At 56.0% G+C, this 20,414-nt stretch carries 15 protein-coding genes; 10 read left to right on the top strand and 5 right to left on the bottom strand.

The window, feature by feature from the left end; translation table 11 throughout:
* The first annotated feature begins 3 nt into the window (after positions 1–3).
* The 6 genes from E0L35_RS05715 to fnr all read left to right on the top strand — a co-directional run bounded on the left by E0L35_RS05715 (position 4) and on the right by fnr (position 6,291).
* Positions 4–537 carry a FixH family protein gene (locus E0L35_RS05715; RefSeq protein WP_009287410.1) on the top strand — a complete coding sequence of 178 codons (534 nt, stop codon included), beginning with the start codon at positions 4–6 and terminating at the stop codon, positions 535–537.
* Positions 534–3,017, top strand: coding sequence for a heavy metal translocating P-type ATPase (locus tag E0L35_RS05710; RefSeq protein WP_138799869.1), 2,484 nt, complete (start codon positions 534–536; stop codon positions 3,015–3,017). The genes E0L35_RS05715 and E0L35_RS05710 overlap by 4 nt, the downstream gene beginning before the upstream one ends.
* Positions 3,014–3,259, top strand: a complete 246-nt coding sequence (ccoS, locus tag E0L35_RS05705) for a cbb3-type cytochrome oxidase assembly protein CcoS (protein WP_027958139.1) — start codon at positions 3,014–3,016, stop codon at positions 3,257–3,259. Before E0L35_RS05710 ends, ccoS begins: the two co-directional genes overlap by 4 nt.
* Complete coding sequence (locus E0L35_RS05700; RefSeq protein ID WP_027958140.1) at positions 3,256–3,948, top strand: sulfite exporter TauE/SafE family protein; 693 nt, start codon at positions 3,256–3,258, stop codon at positions 3,946–3,948. Before ccoS ends, E0L35_RS05700 begins: the two co-directional genes overlap by 4 nt.
* Positions 3,949–4,026: 78 nt before the next feature.
* Positions 4,027–5,460, top strand: coding sequence for an oxygen-independent coproporphyrinogen III oxidase (hemN, locus tag E0L35_RS05695; protein ID WP_027958141.1), 1,434 nt, complete (start codon positions 4,027–4,029; stop codon positions 5,458–5,460).
* Positions 5,461–5,544: 84 nt separating this feature from the next.
* Entirely contained in the window at positions 5,545–6,291 is a 747-nt protein-coding gene (gene fnr / locus E0L35_RS05690; RefSeq protein WP_022522221.1) for a fumarate/nitrate reduction transcriptional regulator Fnr, read from the top strand.
* On the opposite strand, the gene ttcA is transcribed toward fnr, so the two are convergent.
* From ttcA to E0L35_RS05675, 3 genes are all read right to left on the bottom strand, one after another.
* Positions 6,284–7,204: a tRNA 2-thiocytidine(32) synthetase TtcA gene (gene ttcA / locus E0L35_RS05685; RefSeq protein ID WP_027958142.1), complete on the bottom strand. Its 921-nt coding sequence runs from the start codon at positions 7,202–7,204 to the stop codon at positions 6,284–6,286. The two genes, fnr and ttcA, sit on opposite strands and share 8 nt — an antisense overlap.
* A gap of 262 nt (positions 7,205–7,466) precedes the next feature.
* Positions 7,467–8,120 carry a DNA polymerase III subunit epsilon gene (locus E0L35_RS05680; protein WP_035537845.1) on the bottom strand — a complete coding sequence of 218 codons (654 nt, stop codon included), beginning with the start codon at positions 8,118–8,120 and terminating at the stop codon, positions 7,467–7,469.
* A 5-nt stretch (positions 8,121–8,125) separates the two neighbouring features.
* Positions 8,126–9,973, bottom strand: a complete 1,848-nt coding sequence (locus tag E0L35_RS05675; protein WP_138799868.1) for a DUF294 nucleotidyltransferase-like domain-containing protein — start codon at positions 9,971–9,973, stop codon at positions 8,126–8,128.
* A 709-nt stretch (positions 9,974–10,682) separates the two neighbouring features.
* Between E0L35_RS05675 and E0L35_RS05670 the strand changes: the two genes are divergently transcribed.
* From E0L35_RS05670 to E0L35_RS05655, 4 genes are all read left to right on the top strand, one after another.
* Entirely contained in the window at positions 10,683–10,943 is a 261-nt protein-coding gene (locus tag E0L35_RS05670; protein WP_007113808.1) for a DUF4212 domain-containing protein, read from the top strand.
* Between the two features lie 6 nt (positions 10,944–10,949).
* Complete coding sequence (locus tag E0L35_RS05665; RefSeq protein ID WP_009287414.1) at positions 10,950–12,731, top strand: sodium:solute symporter family protein; 1,782 nt, start codon at positions 10,950–10,952, stop codon at positions 12,729–12,731.
* Between the two features lie 135 nt (positions 12,732–12,866).
* Positions 12,867–13,376, top strand: a complete 510-nt coding sequence (locus E0L35_RS05660) for a hypothetical protein (protein ID WP_022522135.1) — start codon at positions 12,867–12,869, stop codon at positions 13,374–13,376.
* A gap of 106 nt (positions 13,377–13,482) precedes the next feature.
* On the top strand, positions 13,483–17,424 hold the full coding sequence (locus E0L35_RS05655) for a NahK/ErcS family hybrid sensor histidine kinase/response regulator (RefSeq protein WP_027958145.1): 3,942 nt from the start codon (positions 13,483–13,485) through the stop codon (positions 17,422–17,424).
* A 38-nt stretch (positions 17,425–17,462) separates the two neighbouring features.
* Here E0L35_RS05655 and E0L35_RS05650 read toward each other — a convergent pair whose 3' ends face one another.
* Positions 17,463–18,125, bottom strand: coding sequence for a response regulator transcription factor (locus E0L35_RS05650; protein ID WP_007113812.1), 663 nt, complete (start codon positions 18,123–18,125; stop codon positions 17,463–17,465).
* Positions 18,126–18,401: 276 nt separating this feature from the next.
* Positions 18,402–20,351: an acetate--CoA ligase gene (gene acs / locus E0L35_RS05645; protein ID WP_009287416.1), complete on the bottom strand. Its 1,950-nt coding sequence runs from the start codon at positions 20,349–20,351 to the stop codon at positions 18,402–18,404.
* Positions 20,352–20,414: the final 63 nt, after the last annotated feature.

Here is a 20,414-nt window from a genome sequence, read left to right as displayed (position 1 = left end):
ACTATGTCATCCCTACCCTCTGGCGATAAGGTGACGCCTTGGTATAAGCAGTTTTGGCCGTGGTTTTTAATCGGCATTCTGCTCTCATCCATTATGTTTAGTATTACCTTTGCCGTTATGTCGGTTAAAAGCTTCGATGGCATGGTTGTTCAGGAGGATTATTACAAGCATGGCAAAGCCATCAATATGGTGCTTGCCAAGCAAGACCGTGCCAGAGAGTTAAACCTAAGCGCAGATTTACGCCTTGATCCGCTTACCAGCGATATTGTGATTGATTTAAGCGGCGATGCGCGTCCCGACAAACTCTATTTGGATTTTATCTTCCCTACCGAAGATGATCGTGATCAATCCTTCGTACTTGAGCATGTCCGTGACGGCCGCTATATCACACAAGGCCCTGACAACCTGCGTTACCGCTGGTATCTGCAGATTCAGCCCGCGCTGGAAAATGCCGATTGGCGCCTTACCGGTGAAGCCACATTCCCCGATGAAGACAGCGTCACACTACTGCCGGGAGGACGCAAAGCAAGCGAATGAGCAACGCCGCGCCCTGCTATCACTGTGGTAACCCGGTGCCTGCTGGGGCTCCCTGGTCGATTACCCTTGATGATCATGCCCATCCGCTCTGCTGCCCTGGCTGCGAAGCGGTGGCCCATGCCATCGTGGATGGGGGCCTTGAAAGCTACTACCGCTACCGTACCGAACTGCCCGAACGCCCTGATGAACATCAGGCTGCCAAAGCCGATACCTGGTCGGTGTTTGACGACCCCGGACTTCAGGCACAGTTTGTTCACCCCGACGGCGATGAGGGCAACGTCAAAGCAACCCTCGCCATCGAAGGCATTACCTGTGCTGCCTGCGCCTGGCTGATCGAGCACCGCCTGAATGCCTTAACGGGAATTGCCACCAGCGCAGTGAACTTAACTCACCACCGCCTGCGGGTGAGCTGGGATCCTCAGCAGCTGAAGCTTTCGCAACTGCTGGCCGAACTGGCCGCGATTGGCTACGAGGCCCAGCCCTACGAGCCAGACCAGGCCCAGGCGCGCCTGCAGCATGAAGAGCGCATGAACGTACGTCGGCTGATTATTGCCGCCGTCGGCATGATGCAGGTGATGATGTTCTCGATCCCGATCTATGTCTCCGGCCCCGGTGAAATCAGCGACGTCTTCTACGCACTGTTCCACTGGCTCTCCTTTGCCCTGGCCACGCCAGTGGTGTTTTTCTCCGCCCAGCCGTTTTTCCGCAACGCCCTGCGCGACCTGCGCACCGGCGTACTGGGCATGGATGTGCCGGTGTCACTGGCAATCGGCGGGGCGTATCTTGCCAGCAGCTATGCGGTGCTGTTTGACGTGGGCGAGGTCTATTTTGACTCAGTGACCATGTTCACCTTCTTTTTGCTGTTTGGCCGCTACGTGGAGAGTCGCGCCAGGCGCCGCAGCGGGCATAGCGGCAATGCGCTGAGCGGCGTGCTGCCGATTTCGGCCACACGGCTGGAAAGTGACGGCAGCGAGCGCATTCTGCCCGCCAGCGAACTCACTCCCGGCGATCGCGTATTGATCAAGCCCGGCCATGGCGTGCCTGCCGATGGCATCATCGAGGAGGGTGAATCGAGCCTGGACGAATCAATGCTGACCGGCGAATACCTACCAGCAACCCGCCGAGTGGGCGACCGCATTACCGGCGGTAGCCAAAACATGGAAAACCCGCTGGTGATAAGGGTTACCCACGCAGGGCGCGATGCCCGTGTAGCAGGTATCGTCGATCTGACCGACCGTGCCTTTGCCAGCCGCCCACGGCTGGCCCAGATGGCTGCGCGCATGGCACACCTATTCGTGCTGCGCCTGCTGGTAGTAACGGCTTGCGTGACCCTCGCCTGGTGGTTTATCGACCCTTCACGGATGCTCTGGGTGCTACTTTCGGTGCTGGTGGTGACCTGCCCCTGCGCGCTGGCGCTGGCCACTCCCGCGGCACTGGCAGCTGGCCATGGCCAACTGCGAAAGCGCGGTGTCTTGATCACCCGCGCCGATGCCATGGAGACGCTCTCTAACGTTACCCGGGTGATTTTTGATAAAACCGGCACCCTGACCCGCGGCGAAATGCACCTTACCCAAACCCAGCCCTTTGGTGAATTAACCGCCGAGCATGCACGGGCCATTGCCGCCGCCCTTGAGGCCCACTCGGAACACCCGATCGCCCGCGCCTTTAGGCCGTTCCGGGATGCGACCCTGCAAGCCAAAGATATTCACAGCCACACCGGGCAAGGGCTCGAAGGGAGCCTAAACGGCGCTCGTTGGCGGTTGGGCAAGCCCAGGTTTGCAATAGATAGCGCAATGGATAGCACAATAGATAGCACCGAGGATGACGTCATAGCGGCGCCGGCCAAAGGTCAGTGGCTGCTGCTTAGTGAAAACGGTGCACCCCGCGCCTGGTTTGGCCTGCACGATGGCGTTCGCGACGACGCTGCCGCCACGATCAAAGCCCTCCAGACTCTGGGGTTAAGCGTGGAGCTGCTATCTGGTGACACCGAAGATGCCGTGGAAAGCCTGGCCGATCAGCTCAATATTGCCATCTGGCATGCGGGCACCAGCCCAGAAGGCAAGCTGGCCCGGATGAAAGAGCTTCAAGCCGCAGGCGAAACCGTGGCGATGATTGGTGACGGCATTAACGACGTGCCGGTGTTAGCCGGTGCCGATGTGGCGATTGCCATGAATGGCGCAACGGATCTAGCCCGCACCCGCGCCGACGCAGTGCTGCTCAGCCCACGTCTGATGCGGATTTTTGAGGCCATCGAGATTTCCCGCGCCACCCGGCGTATCATGCGCCAGAACATGATTTGGTCAGTGTGCTACAACTTTTCGGCGCTGCCGCTGGCGGCAATGGGTCTGGTGCCGCCCTGGCTAGCCGCAATTGGAATGTCGCTTAGCTCGCTAGTAGTGGTGGGTAATGCCCTGCGACTGTCGCGCTGGCGACCTCAGCACGCGCCAACGCTCGACACTTCAACACCGGTGGCCGCATGACGATTCTTTATCTGCTGATCCCGCTTTCCCTGATTTTGCTGGGCCTCGCCGTCTGGGCGTTTTTCTGGGCGGTGAAAAATGATCAGTTCGATGACCTAGAAGGCCCAGCGCACCGCATTCTATTTGATGAGGATGAAAACGATCTTAGCCCTGAGCAGCGCCGCCAGCGTCAGCAAACCAAGCAAAAAAACGCTGCGCCATCCGATGCAAACTCACCCGACGACCCAGAGCCCCGTTCATGAATCCGACAGGGCTTGATCTGCCGCCGCTCATGGCGGCGTTTGTGTTCGGCTTGATGGGTGGCGCCCACTGTATCGGCATGTGTGGCGGCATTATGAGTGCGCTCACCTTTGCAGTACCCCCTAGCATGCGCCACCCGGCACGCATGGGGGGCCTGCTGCTCAGCTATAACGCAGGCCGTATTATTAGCTATATGAGCGCAGGCGCGCTGGTGGCGCTGCTAGGCACGCTGTTTTCCCTTTCTGCTACGGCACGCCTGCTGCTGCAGATATTTGCCGCGCTGATGCTGATCTTAATGGCACTGTATATCGCCAACTGGTGGAAAGGGCTGCTCAAAATTGAGGCCGTTGGCCGGCGACTATGGCGCTTTATCGAACCCGTGGGGCGTCGCTTGATGCCCGTAGTGCATATTCCCCAAGCCTTCGCCCTGGGAGCGCTCTGGGGCTGGCTCCCCTGCGGGTTGGTCTACTCCATGTTGGCCTGGAGCTTAGCGATTGCCGACCCGCTTCAGGGCGCTCTACTCATGGGCGCCTTTGGGCTTGGCACCCTACCTGCGCTGCTTGCCACTGGCCTGGCTGCCCGCCAGCTCAGCCATTTGATACGTCACCCCGCGACCCGCAGCGTGGCAGCGCTGACAATTATCGCTTTTGCACTGTGGCAACTGTGGACGCTTTCGGTACACAACCTCTAATAGCATGACGTGGCTCAACATTTACCTCCTAACCACGGGTTAGGCTAGCGGCATTTCCTAACGTCGGAGCGCCCCTTCATGCCCGTTCATACCCCTGCTGCCTTGCCTCTTGCACCCGCTGCTGCCGCAGCCCCTATGCAGCCGGTGTGGGACGAAGCGTTACTGCGTCGCTACGACACCAACGGCCCACGCTACACCTCCTACCCCACGGCGCTGTCGTTTCACGACCAATTTACCCCTGGCGACCTGACCCAGGCATTGGAGCGCAGCAATGCCAGTAAGCGTCCGCTCTCTCTGTACGTTCATGTGCCCTTCTGCCGCAAGATCTGCTTCTACTGCGCGTGTAATAAAATCGCTACCAAAAACACTGCCCTTGCCGAGCCCTATATAGCCCGGCTTGACCGTGAAATGGTGCTGACCGCACGCCACTTGGATACATCACGACCGGTGGAGCAGTTGCATTGGGGCGGCGGCACGCCGACATTTCTCAGTTTGAACCAGATGGGCGACCTGATTGATCGACTGGATGCACGTTTTGGTCTTTCATCGTCTGCTGATCGCGATTACGCAATTGAAATAGATCCTCGCGAAGCGGATGTGTTTACGCTGCGCCATCTCGAATCCCTCGGCTTTAATCGCATCAGCCTGGGCGTGCAGGATTTAAGCCCGCTGGTGCAGAAAGCGATTAACCGTATTCAGCCTCGGGTACTTACCGAAACGCTGATGGAGGAGGCGCATCGCCTGGGCTTTCGCTCGCTCAATCTCGACCTAATTTATGGCTTGCCATTTCAGACTGAAAAGAGCTTTGCCAACACCCTACGCCAGGTGATCGAGCTCAACCCGGCGCGCCTTTCTGTGTTTAATTACGCGCATATGCCCGAGCGTTTTGCCCCGCAGCGGCGCATTAATGTCGATGACTTGCCAGGCGGAGAAGAGAAGCTAGCGATTCTGCGCACCACCATCGAAATGCTCACCGCAGCTGGCTATGTGCATATCGGTATGGATCACTTTGCCCGCCCTGACGATAGCCTGGCTATTGCCCAGCGCGAAGGCTCGCTGCAGCGCAACTTCCAGGGCTACTCCAGCCATGCTCAGTGCGACTTAATCGGGCTTGGCGTATCGGCGATTTCGCGCATTGATGACGTCTATGCGCAGAACCCGAGCGATCTGGCAAGCTACGAAGCGACGCTGGATCAGGGGCAGCTTGCCACCGTGCGTGGCATACGCTTAAGTGATGACGACCTGATCCGGCGGGACGTGATTGAGCGGCTGATGTGCGATATGGGCATTGACCTGGCCGCCGTTAGTCAACGCTGGAACATCGATGCCCCCCGCTACTTTGCGCCAGCGCTTGAGCGCCTGCAGAGCGCCGAACAGGATGGCCTGCTGACCCGCCGCGGTGATCAGCTTAACGCCACGCCGACGGGGCGGCTGCTGATTCGCCATATAGCAATGGCGTTTGATACCCATCTTTCCGGGCAAACGGGACAACAGTATTCTAAGATTGTTTAATCACCTTATTGCAGGCATGCTAAAGCGACTATAATAAGTAAGGATTTTCTAATTGATAAGCGGGACCCTCTCAAGGAGCAAAGCATGTTGGAACCCATGAGCCGTCGGCGCTCGCTACTCCATGAAGCTCGCTGCCAAACCTGCAGTTTGAGCTCACTGTGCCTGCCACTTGCCCTTGAGCTGGACGACGTGGGGCAGTTCGACGCCATTATTCGTCGTCGCGCGCCGCTGAAAAAAGGCGAACCGCTGTTTCGTCAGGGCGACACCTTTACCAGCGTTTACGCAGTCCGTTCGGGCAGTTTGAAACAGATCACCGCCGAAGGTAACGGCAGCGAGCAGTTGACCAATTTCTACCTGCCCAGTGAATTGGTGGGGTTGGATGGCATTGACGAAGAGCATTACCCCGGTAGCGTTATCGCCCTGGAAACGACCACCGTCTGCGAGATTCCTTTTGACCGCCTGGACTTACTCTCGGAGGAGCTACCCGAACTGCGTGGCCAGCTTTATCGTAGCATGAGCAAAGAGTTGCGCGATGACCGGCGTATGATGCGGCTACTTTCGCGTAAAACCGCCGATCAGCGGCTAGCAAGTTTTTTGATTACCCTCTCGGATCGTTTTCGTCGCCGGGGCTACTCGCCTTACAGCTTTCGCCTCTCAATGCCCAGGGCTGATATCGGCAACTACCTGGGCTTAGCGGTGGAAACGGTCAGCCGCATACTAAGCCGCTTTCAGCAGCAGAGCGTGGTGGCGGTCTCCGGGCGAGAGGTCAACATTCTCGATATGCCGCGCTTGATTACCCTCGCCGAAGAGGAAGAGCAAACAGTTAGCTGACGTTAAAGGCTTGGATACGCCCCGCCAGTAGCTCTGCTTGCTTGGCCTCAAGGCCTTCAAAATCGAACAGGCTGCGGTCGGCCAACTGGGAAGGGGCAATGTTGGTGACAGCCTTGAACATGCTCTCCAGGCGGCCAGGAAACTTTTTGTCCCACTCGGCGAGCATCTCTTTGACCACCTGACGCTGCATATTAGGCTGTGAACCGCACAGGTTGCAGGGAATAATCGGAAACGCCATCAGCCGCGAAAACTCGGCGATATCAGCCTCTTTGCAGTAGGCCAACGGCCGAATAACGATATTCTTCCCATCATCGGATAGCAGCTTTGGCGGCATCGCTTTCAGGTTGCCGCCAAAGAACATATTGAGAAACAGTGTTTCGAGAATATCTTCCCGGTGATGGCCCAGGGCTATCTTATTGGCGCCAATCTCTTCGGCAAAGCCATACAACGAGCCGCGCCGCAGCCGTGAACAAAGCGCGCAGGTGGTTTTACCTTCCGGGGTTTTCTCTTTTACCACCGAGTAAGTATCGCGCTCGACAATGTGGTACTCCACGCCCTGCTTATCCAGATACGCAGGCAATACGTGCTCGGGAAAACCCGGCTGTTTTTGATCCAGATTGACCGCTACCAGCGAAAAATTGACCGGCGCATTGCGCTGCAAATTGCGCAAAATCTCCAGCATCGTGTAGCTGTCCTTTCCACCGGAGAGGCAGACCATTACGCGATCACCTTCATTGATCATTTGATAATCAATGATCGCATTGCCCACTTCTCGGCGCAGACGCTTTTGCAGCTTGTTAAATTCACGCTTCTGCTTCGCATCAGCCAGCTCAGGCTGGTCGTGCTCAGCGTCAGCTGGGGTGGCTCCAACCGTATCAAGGTGAGCAGGATCAAAGTGATCAAGAGTTTGCATGGTATAAGCACTGCCGAGGGTAGAAGGCGTGAGAGAAAAAAGTAATAACTATTCTAACAACACTCACCGCCTGACCCAACTAATCAGACGTAGCCACACAAGATATCGCAATTGGAAGTGACTATTTTGACCGCTGCACCATACCTCGGTGCGAGGGCAGCTTGGAGCGAGGGTCTTTTGTCATGGATGACAAAAGTAGCGCCCAGGGAGGGGTTCACAGCGCCCTCGCGGAAAGCTGTCCTCGCCACGACGAAAGAGACTACTATGCCACCTGCGCCATAATACGCTGCAGGCGCATATACAGCAGTGCGCTGGCGGTGGCCTCTCCAAGCACACTCTGCATGCCCATGACGGGTACTTGCCAGCATGCCAACGCCTGGGCGAAGCTGCTGGGCGCTTCGACCTCCGGGTGCAAACGGCGCAGTTGGCGCTGATGCAGTTTTGCCACATCGACCTGGGCGTTGGGCAGGGCAAAATTCAGCCGCTTACTGAGTAGTGCATTCAATGCTCCAATGCGCTTCTCTAACTGCCAGCCAACGATGGGCCGATTGCCGATAAATTCTACTAGCGCGCTCAAGTTATCACTATTTGGTGGCAGTATCTCCCCCGCCTCGCACAGCAAGTGATGACGGCGCAGCGTTGCGCTCTCGGGCTGCTTTGCGCTACCAAGGGTGATCACAAAAGCACGACTGGTATGCACCTGCTGATGGCTCAGCACCACTGCCGCCACGCTGATCACAGGTGATGATTGCGTGGGCGTTGCTGTGCAGGCGAGCGCCACCAGCTCTTCGCCCATATAGGGCTGAAACAGCCAGGCATAGGGGGAATCTGCACAACGACGCCGGTCACTTTCACGCCTTAACAAGGTGCGCAGCGAGCCGCTAAATAGCGTCACATGTCGATCTAACAGCCGCATTCCGCTCACGAATACTCCAAATGGTAACGGTGGGAAAGCCGCTGCTTAAAGTCTTTGACAATATGCATCGCTTCGCGCAGTAGGTCGCGCTCCAGGGAAGAGAGGTTCTGCACCACGACACGGTTAGCGCGTCTGCTGCTTTGGGCGTTAGTTTCTTTCGCATCCGCAGAAGTTTCCAGCGTACTTAGCTGCTGCTTGAGGCGCAGCTCAGAAAAGAGCGCCAACGCTTCGCCCAGGTCATCGGCAAAACGGCGATCCAACCGGCCGTCAGTAACCAGGGCATCCAAGCGATCAAACGTCGAGGTGGCTTTGATGCGCCGCTCAAGCGCCATGGTGCGCACACCGTGCACGATAGGGAAAATACCGCCTTTCTTGATATCGATACCGTGCTGAGGCTTTTTCAGCGAACCAAACAGCGTCAGCGGCGTCGAAAAGCGCAGCGCCGTGCGGGCAAAATAGGAAAGCAGCAGCTCATCGCCCGAGCAGCGTTCAAACAGCTCATCGCGCACGCTCTCAAGCAAGCTCGGGTTGCCCGCCACGCCATGAGCATCGAGCATAATGGCCAGCTTCATCAGGCTATCGCCATCACGCTCCCTGGCCCACTTGGCAATATTACCTTTCCATTGGGATACCGTGGCCACCCACTCGGGGTTAGACACCATAATGTTGCCGGGGCACGGCGGGTAACCAAGCTGAATCAGGGTATCGGTGAGCGTTTGCATATGGCTGGCAAGATCAGGCCACTGGGTTTCATCGGCAAGAATCAAGCCGTTATCCTGATCCGTTTTTAGAATCTGCTCACCGCGCCCTTCGCTGCCCATCACCATCATGCAGCTCTGCTCGTGATAGCGCTTATCGACAGTGAACTCCCAGGCCTTGCTAATAATACGGCCGTTTAGTGCCGCAAGCAGATCCATCGCAAAGCGCAGCTTAACGCCCTGGGCCATCAGCGCTTTGGCCAGCTCCGGGGTGCGCTGACTGGCAGCTGAAAGCGCCTCTAAGTTGGTCGCCTGCTCGATCTGCAGGCTCACCACATAGCTGCGGCTTGAGAAGTAGCTAAGCACGTCGGTGAGCTCTACAACGCCTTTCAAGACGTTTTGCTCCATCACTACCACCCGCGCCACTTTATGGCGGGTCATCAGCACCAATACTTCAAATAAGTACTGATCCGGTGCGACGGTCACCAAGTTAAAATGGGCGATCTTATCCACCGATGATGTTACCGCGCTGCCCTTTAGCACTAAGGCGTTGAGCAGATCGGTTTTGGTCACCATGCCGAGGGTGTCGTCCTGGGTCGACACCAGCAGGCTGTCGGCGTGACTTTCGTTGAGCTGTTTTACAGCGCTAGCGATATCGGTCGTCGCTGCCATCAGCAGTGGCGCACGCATGCACTCGCTTACCTTGGCCAGCATAAAGCCTGCCATGGTGACGCCACCTTCGGCGCGCTTTTCGGTCATCAGGCGCGCCTTATGGGTCAGCGATTGGCGAAAAAAACTGCTGAAATCAGGATAGTGGCGACACAGCTGCTGAAACAGTGCTTTAGGCATTAGGTAACACAGGCACTCCTGTTCAGCCTTAAAGCGGTAGCGGCTTTTACCGTTGAGAATACTGATCGCGCCAAACAGGTCCCCTGCCGTGTAGTGACCAATACGCGCGGTAGATGAGGGCAATGTAGGATCGATTTCCGCCACTTCGCCTTTATGGATCAGATAAACGAACTCACCCGCTTGGCCAGTCTCTAAAATGATTTCGTCACGATCAAAATAGGCCAGGTCAATGCCACGACGAATGTGGTCACGCCCCTCATCGTCAAGGAGCGTAAACGGCAGTTGGGATAGATCCACATCGACCATGGGGTATAACCTCATTAAACGGGCTGCGACTAACCGGGTTGTGTCTTAAGGCGCGCTAGCAGACATAAGCAAAAATAAATAAACGTCGTGACTCGATACTGGCCCACATAAATTGGCCCACACCAGCGCTTCAAAAAAAATGTTATCGATTATTATATGAAGGTGGCTGTACGGGTATAAAGGATTCACTTCCCAAGTAGCAAGTATAACCTTGTTATACCTTTAGCTATCACGCTAAAGTCGAAGCGACTTTTGATACACGACCAAAGTATCGACACTTACTAACCGTGCTTCCGGCAAAACCCAGGACATGTATTTAAAGTAGCCAATAACTGCTTTTATTTGCTCACTAGACTATCGTCCTATAGCTCTTCAAACGCCTACAAAATTCGCTTAAACAGCCTCTAAAAACTCGTATTTTCAATAACATGCATCTTACCAAAAGCCAATTCGTCGTTTATTGATACCAAAGTCTGGGATTTATTTTTTGACGTTTATTGCCCAGTATTAACAATGAGTCATGCAGGGTAATCGCACGTCACTAACTAACTCGACATTTCATATCGAATAATAAGGTGATGTGCTAACAGAAGCTGACTCACCACTCCTATCGATAGGGTGGCTTTAGACGTGCGATTGCCCTGATGGGTCACACGCTATTCCTCGTGAACTTTCCCAACCTTAAAAATCACAAGTGGAGAGCAACACAATGGCAGATGACAAAACCAACGCTGCTGAATACTGGAAAGCAAACGTCCGCTTAATTTTCGGATGCCTGGCTGTTTGGGCATTTGTTTCTTACGGATGCGCTATCCTTTTTCGCCCGCTGCTCGCCGGTATTCCGGTTGGCGGTACCGATCTTGGCTTCTGGTTTGCACAACAGGGCTCAATCCTAACGTTTATCGTGCTGATCTTCTTCTATGCCTGGAAGATGAACAAGCTCGATCAAAAATTTGGCCTTGGGGAGTAAGCCGGTATGAGCCAGTTTGCAATTAACTTACTGTTCGTCGGCGCCTCTTTTGCCTTGTATATAGGCATTGCGATTTGGGCGCGCGCCGGCTCAACGAAAGACTTCTATGTCGCGGGGGGCGGGGTTCACCCGATCACCAATGGCATGGCCACCGCAGCGGACTGGATGTCAGCTGCATCGTTCATTTCCATGGCGGGCCTGCTAGCCTCAGGCGGCTACGCCAACTCTACTTTCCTAATGGGCTGGACTGGCGGCTACGTTATCCTCGCGATGCTGCTAGCACCTTACCTGCGTAAGTTTGGTAAGTTCACCGTGCCTGACTTTATCGGCGACCGCTTCTACAGCAACACCGCTCGCTTAGTGGCTATCGTCTGCTTGATTGTGGCGTCGGTTACCTACGTTATCGGTCAAATGACCGGTGCGGGCGTAGCGTTCTCTCGCTTCCTTGAAGTCAGCAACACCTGGGGTATTTGGTTAGCCGCGCTGATCGTTTTCCTCTACGCCGTATTTGGTGGTATGAAAGGCATTACCTATACCCAGGTAGCCCAGTACATCGTTCTAATCATCGCTTACACCATTCCTGCGGTGTTTATTGCCTTCCAACTAACCGGCAACCCGATTCCGATGTTCGGTATGTTCAGCACGCATACTGAATCCGGCATTCCGCTGCTGGCTAAATTGGATGACGTGGTTAGCGCACTTGGCTTCCGCGACTACACCGCCGATGTGGACAACAAACTCAACATGGTGCTGTTTACCCTGTCGCTGATGGTCGGTACTGCCGGTCTACCCCACGTTATCATTCGCTTCTTCACCGTCCCGAAAGTAGCCGATGCTCGCTGGTCTGCTGGCTGGGCGCTGGTGTTCATTGCCCTGCTTTACCTCACGGCTCCTGCGGTCGGTTCAATGGCACGTCTGAATCTGGCGACCACCGTGTACCCAGAGATGGCGGGGCAGGTTGAAAACTACGAAGAGGCTGCGCAAAACCCGATTCTGTACGAAGAACGCCCTGATTGGGTTCGTACATGGGAAGAAACAGGCCTTATCACCTTCAACGATCTCAACAATGACGGCCGTATCCAAATGTATAATGATGCTGCCGACTACTCTGATCGTGGCTGGGAAGGCAACGAGCTAACCGTCAATAATGACATACTGGTACTCGCCAACCCGGAAATTGCCAATCTTCCCGGCTGGGTTATTGGTTTGATTGCAGCGGGTGGTATCGCCGCAGCACTCTCGACAGCTGCAGGCTTGCTGCTGGCGATCTCGTCGGCGATCAGCCACGACTTGATCAAGACCATGATCAATCCCAAGATCACCGAGAAAGGCGAGATGTTGGCAGCGCGAATCTCCATGGGTGGTGCCATCCTGTTGGCCACTTACCTGGGGCTTAATCCGCCGGGGTTTGCAGCACAAACGGTGGCATTAGCCTTTGGTATCGCCGGTGCATCACTGTTCCCCGCGCTGATGATGGGTATCTTCTCCACGCGGATGAACAGCTCAGGCGCGGTCGCCGGTATGCTGGCGGGCTTGATTTGCACCCTGCTTTACATCTTTACCTACCTGGGCTGGTTCTTCGTGCCGGATACCAATATGCTGGCAAACACGCCGGATAACTGGATCTTTGGCATCTCGCCGCTCTCCTTCGGTGCCGTAGGCGCGATGATCAACTTCGCCGTTGCCTTTGCGGTTTCCAGAGTGACAGCTGCACCGCCGCAGGAAATTCAGGATCTGGTGGAAAGCGTTCGCTATCCGAAAGGTGCTGGCATGGCGATAGACCACTAAGTCATACTCCTTCCTGATGCGTTATCGCCATACGGCGATAACGCTTTGGAATCGACCTCATCATCGGGCTTCCTTAGGGAGGCCCGATGGCTTTTATAGATAGCTTTTATAGACGGCTTTTTGAAAGGATAAATTATGATTTGGCACTTGATCGCCGCCGTTTTTGCAGGCCTTGCGGCAGCCGGGATTGGCCTGATACTGCGCAATTTGAGCGGCAAACGTTTACCCAAATGGATAGTCCCGGTGTGTGGCGGACTGGGTATGCTGGGTTATCAAGTTCAGGTGGAGTACAGCTGGTTTGACCACAAGCAGGCACAACTGCCCGAGACCGCCACGGTCATTTCAACCGAAAGCAGCACGGCGGTATGGCGCCCATGGACTTTTGCCATTCCGATGATCACCAAATTCAGCATGGTGGATAGCGAGAACATCCGTATTACCGAGCAGGATGACACCCGTTTAGCGGAATTTATCCTTTATCAGTTTGAGCGCCATCACACCGATATTTTGATCACCCAGCCCTATCTACTCAACTGCGAGAGCCGTGAGCTAGTGCCCCTGGATAAAGACTCCCGCGACCCTATCCTCGAAGAGATACGCACGCTGCGCGAAACATCACCGCTACTCAACAACGTATGCGCCTAGACAAATAAACAGCCCGTGGTACAAACGGTCGTACACGACCCGTTGTTTCGCCTAGAATGAAGCCTTTTGACTGGCGCACGTTAAACACTCTGGCGGGGAGAAAGGCATGTTTCACGGCGGGCTACTGGTAGCGGTTTCGTTACTCTACATTGCCGTTCTATTCGGTATCGCTTGGTACGGTGATCGCCGCGCGCGTACCCACGGCGCCACCCGTCGGCGTCCGATCATCTATAGCTTGGCACTGGCCATTTACTGCACCTCGTGGACGTTTTACGGCGCGGTTGGCCAGGCAGCCACCGCGGGATGGTCGTTTGCGAGCATCTTCGTCGGACCGATTTTAACGTTTTTACTCTTCTGGCCGGTGCTGGCCAAAATGATCCGCGTTGCCAAACATCAAAACGTCACCTCGATTGCCGATTTTATTGCCTCCCGTTACGGCAAAACCCAGTCGCTGGCCGCCTTTGCCAGTCTGGTTGCCCTGGTCGGTACCCTGCCCTACATTGCCCTGCAGCTAAAAGCAGTTTCCACTACTTTTAGCGTTCTTACCGATGCCACCGATGTGACCCATACGCCGTTGTTTGGCGACACGGCCTTCTATGTGGCCATTGTGATGGCAATTTTCGCGATTCTATTCGGCACCCGCCACACCGATGCCACCGAACACCACGAAGGCTTAATCCACGCCGTGGCATTCGAATCGCTGGTCAAGCTGCTCGCCTTCGTGGTGCTTGGCGCCTTTGTTACCTGGGGTATGTTTGATGGCCTGGGTGAGCTGATGGGGCATGCCGAAAGCCAGCTCGAACTCCAGCGCCAGCTGGCCAACCAGGATTTTGGCCAAAGTTTCTGGGCCCAAACGCTGCTCGCGATGCTGGCGATTCTGTGTCTTCCCCGCCAGTTCCATGTGGCAGTGGTGGAAAACATTCACCCTGACGACGCCACGAAAGCGCGCTGGCTGTTTCCACTTTACCTGTTGGCCATTGCCTTTTTTGTGGTGCCCTTAGCCGCCGCTGGTCTGCTGCTGTTTTCCGAAAGCGGCGTAGAGCCCGATACCTACGTACTGGCTCTATCCATGGCCTCGGGCCACCAATGGTTAACGCTACTCACCTTTATCGGCGGTTTCTCGGCGGCCACGGGCATGGTAATTGTCGCCGCCGTGGCCGTGTCGATCATGATCTCCAACGAAATCGTTATCCCTGCGCTGTTCCGGCTGCGCTGGTTTGATACCAAGGCACGGGATTATGGGCGCTTGGTGCTACGTGCGCGGCGTTTAACCATTGTTGCCGTACTGGCCATGGCCTACGGCTTCTACCAGCTGATTGCCGAATTTACCTCGCTGGCCTCGATTGGCATGCTCTCGTTTGCCGCTGCCTCGCAATTTGCCCCAGCGCTGATTGGCGGCCTCTACTGGAAGCGCGGCAACCGGCTTGGGGTGATTGTCGGTATGAATGCGGGCTTCGCCATCTGGGCCTATAGCCTGCTTATGCCCGCGATGATCAATGCTGGTGTACTGCCGACTGGCTGGCTTGACGGCGGCCCGTTGGGGCTCAATTGGCTATCGCCCACGACGCTATTCGGCCTTAACTTAGGTGACAGCTTTACCCACGGAGTGATGCTGTCACTCGGGGTAAACCTGTTCTGCTACATTTTCGTTTCCCAAGTTACCTCACAGCGAGTGGTCGAGCGTATTCAGGCCTCACTGTTCGTGGATAGCGTGGAAACACGCCAGACCTCGGTCAACCGCCCCTGGACCGGGGCGACCACCGTGGGCGATTTAAAAGTCCTGTGTGAACGTTTTCTAGGCGCGGGCCAGGTCGATCGCGCCTTTGAAGACTACGCCCGCCGGGTGGGTAAACCGCTGGACGACGGCACTCGCGCCTCAATCGATATTATTCAGTTCACTGAACGCTTTCTGGCTTCAGTGCTTGGCGCTTCATCGGCACGCATCGTGGTCAACTCGGCACTTCAGGGGCGCGGTATCGGCATCTCGGATGTGATTTCGATTGTCGATGAAGCCTCCCAAGTGCTGGAGTTCAACCGGGCGCTGCTCCAGGCCACCATTGAAAACATTAACCAGGGCATCAGCGTGGTCGATCAGAACCTTCGCCTGGTGGTGTGGAACCAGCGCTACCTTGAGCTTTTCCGCTTCCCTGACCACCTGATTCGCGTTGGCGCCCCCATAGACCGTATCTTTCGCTATAACGCCCACAACGGCGAGTATGGTCCGGGTGACCCGGAAGAGCACGTGCAGCTACTGCTCGACAATATTCGCGAAGGCCAACCCCACCGCTATGTGCGCTACCGCCAGGACGGCAGCGTGCTGGAAGTGCAGGGCAACCCAATGCCTGGCGGCGGTTTTGTGTATACCTACCAGGATATTACCCAGCAAAAGCGCATCGAAGAGGCTTTGATTCGCTCGGAAAACAATATCCGTATCTATACCGATAACGTGCCCGCGTTGATTGCCTACTTCGACAAAGAGTGCCGCTACCTATTTACTAACCGAGCCTACGAGCAGGCGTTCAATATTGACCGCAACGCGGTCATTGGTCGCCGCTTTGAAGACGTGCTGCCAATTAAGCAGGCGGAGGAGCGCGCGCCATGGGTCGCACGCGCCTTGAACGGCGAACGGGTCAGCTTTGAAGTCTCGCTGCGGGTGAATGAAGCCATGCGCTATATGCTGGTCACTTACACGCCGCACTTTGGTGACAGCCAGGCGATCCTGGGCTTCTTTGCGCTCTATCAGGATATTACCGAACGCCGTCAGGCTGAAATTGCCCTTAAAGAGACCAATGAAACCCTGGAAGAGCGCGTGCGTGAGCGTACCCAGGCGCTCTCTGAAGCCAACGCGGCGTTGCGCCAGGAGAACCGGGTACGCGCCGAGGCAGAGCTCGCCCTGCGCCAGGCTAAGCAGCTCGCAGAAGATGCCAACGCTTCCAAAACGCGCTTTTTGGCCGCGGCCAGCCACGACTTGCTGCAGCCGCTTAACGCGGCACGGCTATTTACCTCCGCGCTGATGCAGAACGTGACTACGACCGACACCCAGCGCATCGTTGGCCATATCGATAACTCGCTGCAGGCCGCCGAGGAACTGCTAAGCACCCTGCTGGATATCTCCAAGCTGGACGCAGGAGCCCTAACGCCCCGCCGCAGTCACTTTGCCCTAGCGGATATCTTCCGCCCGTTACGCGCCGAATTTGAGGTGATGGCGGATGATCGCGGGCTGGACTTAGAAGTCGTGCCTACCCAGCTTTGGGTCGACTCAGATCCTCAAATGCTGCGCCGTATCGTGCAAAACTTCTTATCCAATGCGATTCGCTACACTCAAGAGGGGCGCGTGCTGTTGGGCTGCCGCCGCCAAAACGGCTGGCTCTCTATTGAAGTGTGGGACAGCGGCCCCGGCATTCCCGAGTCTAAATTGAGCGAAATTTTTCAGGAATTCCGCCGATTGGATCAGGTCTCCCGCCACAAAGAGAGCGAGAAAGGGCTGGGGCTAGGGCTCTCCATTGCCGACCGTATGAGCCGGGTGCTGGATCATCCTATCAAGGTACGCTCGACGGTAGGCAAAGGCGCGGTTTTCTCGGTTAGCGTACCGATTGTCACCGCCCACGAGTCAACCAGCACCGAGCTTGAGCCGCATGCGCGGCGCGGCAGCCATAAGCTGAGCGGTACGCGGATTGTATGCATCGATAACGAGACGCTGATTCTGGAAGGCATGACCGCCATGCTTAGCGGCTGGGGCTGCGAGGTGTTTACCGCCACCAGTATCGGCGGGGCCAAATCGATCCTACGCAATATGGATGGCGACCCTGACGCTATTCTGGCGGACTACCACCTGGATAACGAAGTCACCGGCTTAATGGCGCTGGAAGCACTCAGCGAACGTTTTGAGGGGGCGGTACCAGGGATTGTGATTACCGCTGACCGTACCGAAGCGGTGGCTGAAGAGATCAAGCGGGCGGGCTATCAACTGCTGCTGAAGCCCGTTAAACCGGCGGCACTACGGGCGCTACTGACGCGCACGTTGCAGGCCAACCGGGCGGCGCGCTAAGCGCGCCGCGGTTAACACAGTCGTTGCTTGCTACTTGCTTAGGAAACGACTTTCGGCGGCTCGACTTCAAGCTTCTGAGCCGCGATAACCGCCTGGGTACGTGAGTGTACGCCCAGCTTGCGTAGAATCGCGGTCACGTGGGCTTTGATCGTGGCTTCAGAGACGCTCAGTTCATAAGCGATCTGTTTATTCAGCAGGCCTTCGGTCAGCATATTCAAGACGCGGAATTGCTGGGGCGTTAGCGAAGCAATCGCCTCGGCAAAACGCGACTCCTCTTCGCTGGTCTCTTCCAGCACGTTGGCCAACGCCTCAGGTAACCACACCTCGCCCTGCAGAATTTCGCCGACGGCTTCAGCAATTAGTTGTAGAGACGATGATTTAGGGATAAAACCCGACGCGCCGTAGTCAATAGCACGACGAACCACGTAGGGTTCATCACTACCAGACACTACCGCAACGGGGATATCAGGCATTTGACCACGCAGTTGGATTAAACCAGAGAAGCCATGGGCTCCCGGCATATGCAGATCCAGCAGAATCAAATCGGCATCTGGGTGGCGATTCACCACGTCAGTGGTGGCTTCCATGGTGTCCGCTTCGACAATTTCCGCCTGGGGGGCCAACTGGCGTAACGCTTGGGTCAGCGCTGCACGAAACAGCGGGTGATCGTCAGCGACGATAAACTTATGAGCTACTGCCATGGATATTCCTCCGGTTCCTCGAGCAGCGGGGTTGTCTGCCGCCGCGACGCTAGGCTCTTACGGTTGTGAAGCATGGTACCCCATGGGCTTCATCATGCCCAAGCATCACATGCACAATTTATAATAGATCGTTCACACAAGTGAAACACGTGTCCATAAACGCTTATCTATAAACGCGCCTCTATAAACACAACCGTGCCGACCTACTCAGGTCGGCACGGCTTTGAGTCGGCACACAAGCTCTATTGGGCTAAACAGCCTATCGCGTTGTCGCCATTATTGGTTGGCGCGATGCTCAATCAGCTCATCGACCACCGACGGGTCGGCCAGCGTACTGGTATCACCCAAACCATCACACTCATTGGCGGCAATCTTGCGCAAAATGCGGCGCATGATTTTACCCGAGCGGGTTTTCGGCAAACCTGGCGCCCACTGGATGACATCCGGCGAAGCAATCGGGCCAATATCTTTGCGCACCCACTGGGTCAACTCTTTTTTGAGTTCGTCTGTCGCCTCGATACCGTCACTCAGGGTGACATAGATATAGATGCCTTGTCCCTTAATATCGTGCGGGAAACCAACAACGGCTGCTTCTGCAACGGCGCTGTGCGCTACCAGAGAGGACTCTATCTCGGCGGTGCCCATGCGGTGACCCGACACGTTCAGCACGTCGTCCACACGTCCGGTGATCCAGTAGTAGCCATCCTCATCGCGGCGACAGCCGTCACCCGTGAAGTACATACCGTCGTAGGTCGAGAAGTAAGTCTGAACATAGCGCTCGTGGTCACCCCAAATAGAGCGCGCCTGACCCGGCCAGGCGTCAAGGATGACCAAGTTGCCTTCAGTGGCACCTTCCAATTTATTGCCTTCGTTATCGACCAGCGCGGGCTTCACACCGAAAAACGGTACGGTCGCAGAGCCAGGCTTAAGCGGGGTAGCGCCCGGCAGCGGCGCAATCATGATGCCGCCGGTTTCGGTTTGCCACCAGGTATCTACAATCGGGCATTTTTCGTTGCCGATAACGCGGTAGAACCACTCCCAGGCCTCCGGGTTAATCGGTTCGCCCACGGAGCCCAACAGCCGCAGGCTATCGCGTTTGCTGGAGTCCATGACGTTTTCGCCATGGGCCATCAGAGCACGCACCGCGGTGGGCGCAGTATAGAGAATATTAACGTTGTGCTTATCAACGATATCACCCATACGGCCATGGGTGGGATAGCTGGGCACGCCCTCAAACATCAGGGTAGTCGCACCGTTGGCCAAGGGGCCATAAACGATATAGCTGTGCCCGGTAACCCAGCCAACGTCCGCGGTGCACCAGTAGATTTCACCCTCTTGATAGTCAAACACGTACTGGTGGGTCATGGCGGCGTAGGTCAGGTAGCCGCCGGTGGTGTGCTTCAAGCCTTTAGGCGCACCGGTAGAACCCGAGGTGTAGAGAATGAATAGCGGGTCTTCGGCGCCCATGGCTTCCGGTTCACACTCGTTGGACTGCTTGTCGACCAGCTCGTCAAACCAGACATCGCGACCCTCTTTCCACTCGATCTCACCGCCGGTGCGCTTCACCACCAGGACGTTTTTGCACACATCAGTGCCGTCACGGGTCAGCGCGGCGTCCACGTTCTCTTTCAGCGGTACGTGCTTACCACCGCGCACCGACTCATCAGCGGTAATCACCAGCTTGGAGTCGGCGCCAATAACCCGCTGGGCAACGGCGTCCGGCGAGAAGCCACCAAAGACAACCGAGTGAACGGCCCCGATGCGCGAACAGGCCAACATAGCCATGGCGGCTTCGGGAATCATAGGCATATACAGCGTAACGGTATCGCCTTTATCGATACCCAGCTCTTTCAGCGCGTTGGCTAGCTGGTTCGTGCGTGCATAGAGTTCGCGATAAGTAATGTGTTTGGACTCATCGGGGTTGTCGCCTTCCCAAATGATCGCTGTCTGGTCACCGCGCTTATCCAGATGGCGGTCAAGGCAGTTGGCGCTGACGTTAAGCAGGCCATCCTCAAACCAACGAATATCGACATTGTCACGCGCAAAGGAGGTGTTTTTGATTTTGCTGGGCGCTTTAATCCAGTCGAGGCGTTTGGCTTGCTCAGCCCAGAAGCCTTCCGGGTCGTCTATCGACTGCTGATACATGGCCTCATATTTGGCTTTATCGGCCCAGGCATTGGCGGCGAAATCGTCGCGCACCGGATAGACCTTCTGTTGATCGCTCATAAAATTGCCTCTGTCCGTGAAAATGCACTCTCTAAGAAACTGTAGTCGATACGATTATTTATG

The organism is Halomonas sp. ATBC28 (genome assembly GCF_005937175.1).
Taxonomy (GTDB): domain Bacteria; phylum Pseudomonadota; class Gammaproteobacteria; order Pseudomonadales; family Halomonadaceae; genus Vreelandella; species Vreelandella titanicae.
The sequence above is the reverse complement of the archived record's forward strand: the minus strand, read 5'-3'. Positions and strand labels throughout refer to the sequence as shown.

Coding starts and splice junctions, on each gene's coding strand:
- E0L35_RS05715 (WP_009287410.1), top strand. CDS start 4: ATGTCATCCCTACCCTCTGGCGATAAGGTGACGCCTTGGTATAAGCAG.
- E0L35_RS05710 (WP_138799869.1), top strand. CDS start 534: ATGAGCAACGCCGCGCCCTGCTATCACTGTGGTAACCCGGTGCCTGCT.
- ccoS (WP_027958139.1), top strand. CDS start 3,014: ATGACGATTCTTTATCTGCTGATCCCGCTTTCCCTGATTTTGCTGGGC.
- E0L35_RS05700 (WP_027958140.1), top strand. CDS start 3,256: ATGAATCCGACAGGGCTTGATCTGCCGCCGCTCATGGCGGCGTTTGTG.
- hemN (WP_027958141.1), top strand. CDS start 4,027: ATGCCCGTTCATACCCCTGCTGCCTTGCCTCTTGCACCCGCTGCTGCC.
- fnr (WP_022522221.1), top strand. CDS start 5,545: ATGTTGGAACCCATGAGCCGTCGGCGCTCGCTACTCCATGAAGCTCGC.
- ttcA (WP_027958142.1), bottom strand. CDS start 7,204: ATGCAAACTCTTGATCACTTTGATCCTGCTCACCTTGATACGGTTGGA.
- E0L35_RS05680 (WP_035537845.1), bottom strand. CDS start 8,120: ATGCGGCTGTTAGATCGACATGTGACGCTATTTAGCGGCTCGCTGCGC.
- E0L35_RS05675 (WP_138799868.1), bottom strand. CDS start 9,973: ATGGTCGATGTGGATCTATCCCAACTGCCGTTTACGCTCCTTGACGAT.
- E0L35_RS05670 (WP_007113808.1), top strand. CDS start 10,683: ATGGCAGATGACAAAACCAACGCTGCTGAATACTGGAAAGCAAACGTC.
- E0L35_RS05665 (WP_009287414.1), top strand. CDS start 10,950: ATGAGCCAGTTTGCAATTAACTTACTGTTCGTCGGCGCCTCTTTTGCC.
- E0L35_RS05660 (WP_022522135.1), top strand. CDS start 12,867: ATGATTTGGCACTTGATCGCCGCCGTTTTTGCAGGCCTTGCGGCAGCC.
- E0L35_RS05655 (WP_027958145.1), top strand. CDS start 13,483: ATGTTTCACGGCGGGCTACTGGTAGCGGTTTCGTTACTCTACATTGCC.
- E0L35_RS05650 (WP_007113812.1), bottom strand. CDS start 18,125: ATGGCAGTAGCTCATAAGTTTATCGTCGCTGACGATCACCCGCTGTTT.
- acs (WP_009287416.1), bottom strand. CDS start 20,351: ATGAGCGATCAACAGAAGGTCTATCCGGTGCGCGACGATTTCGCCGCC.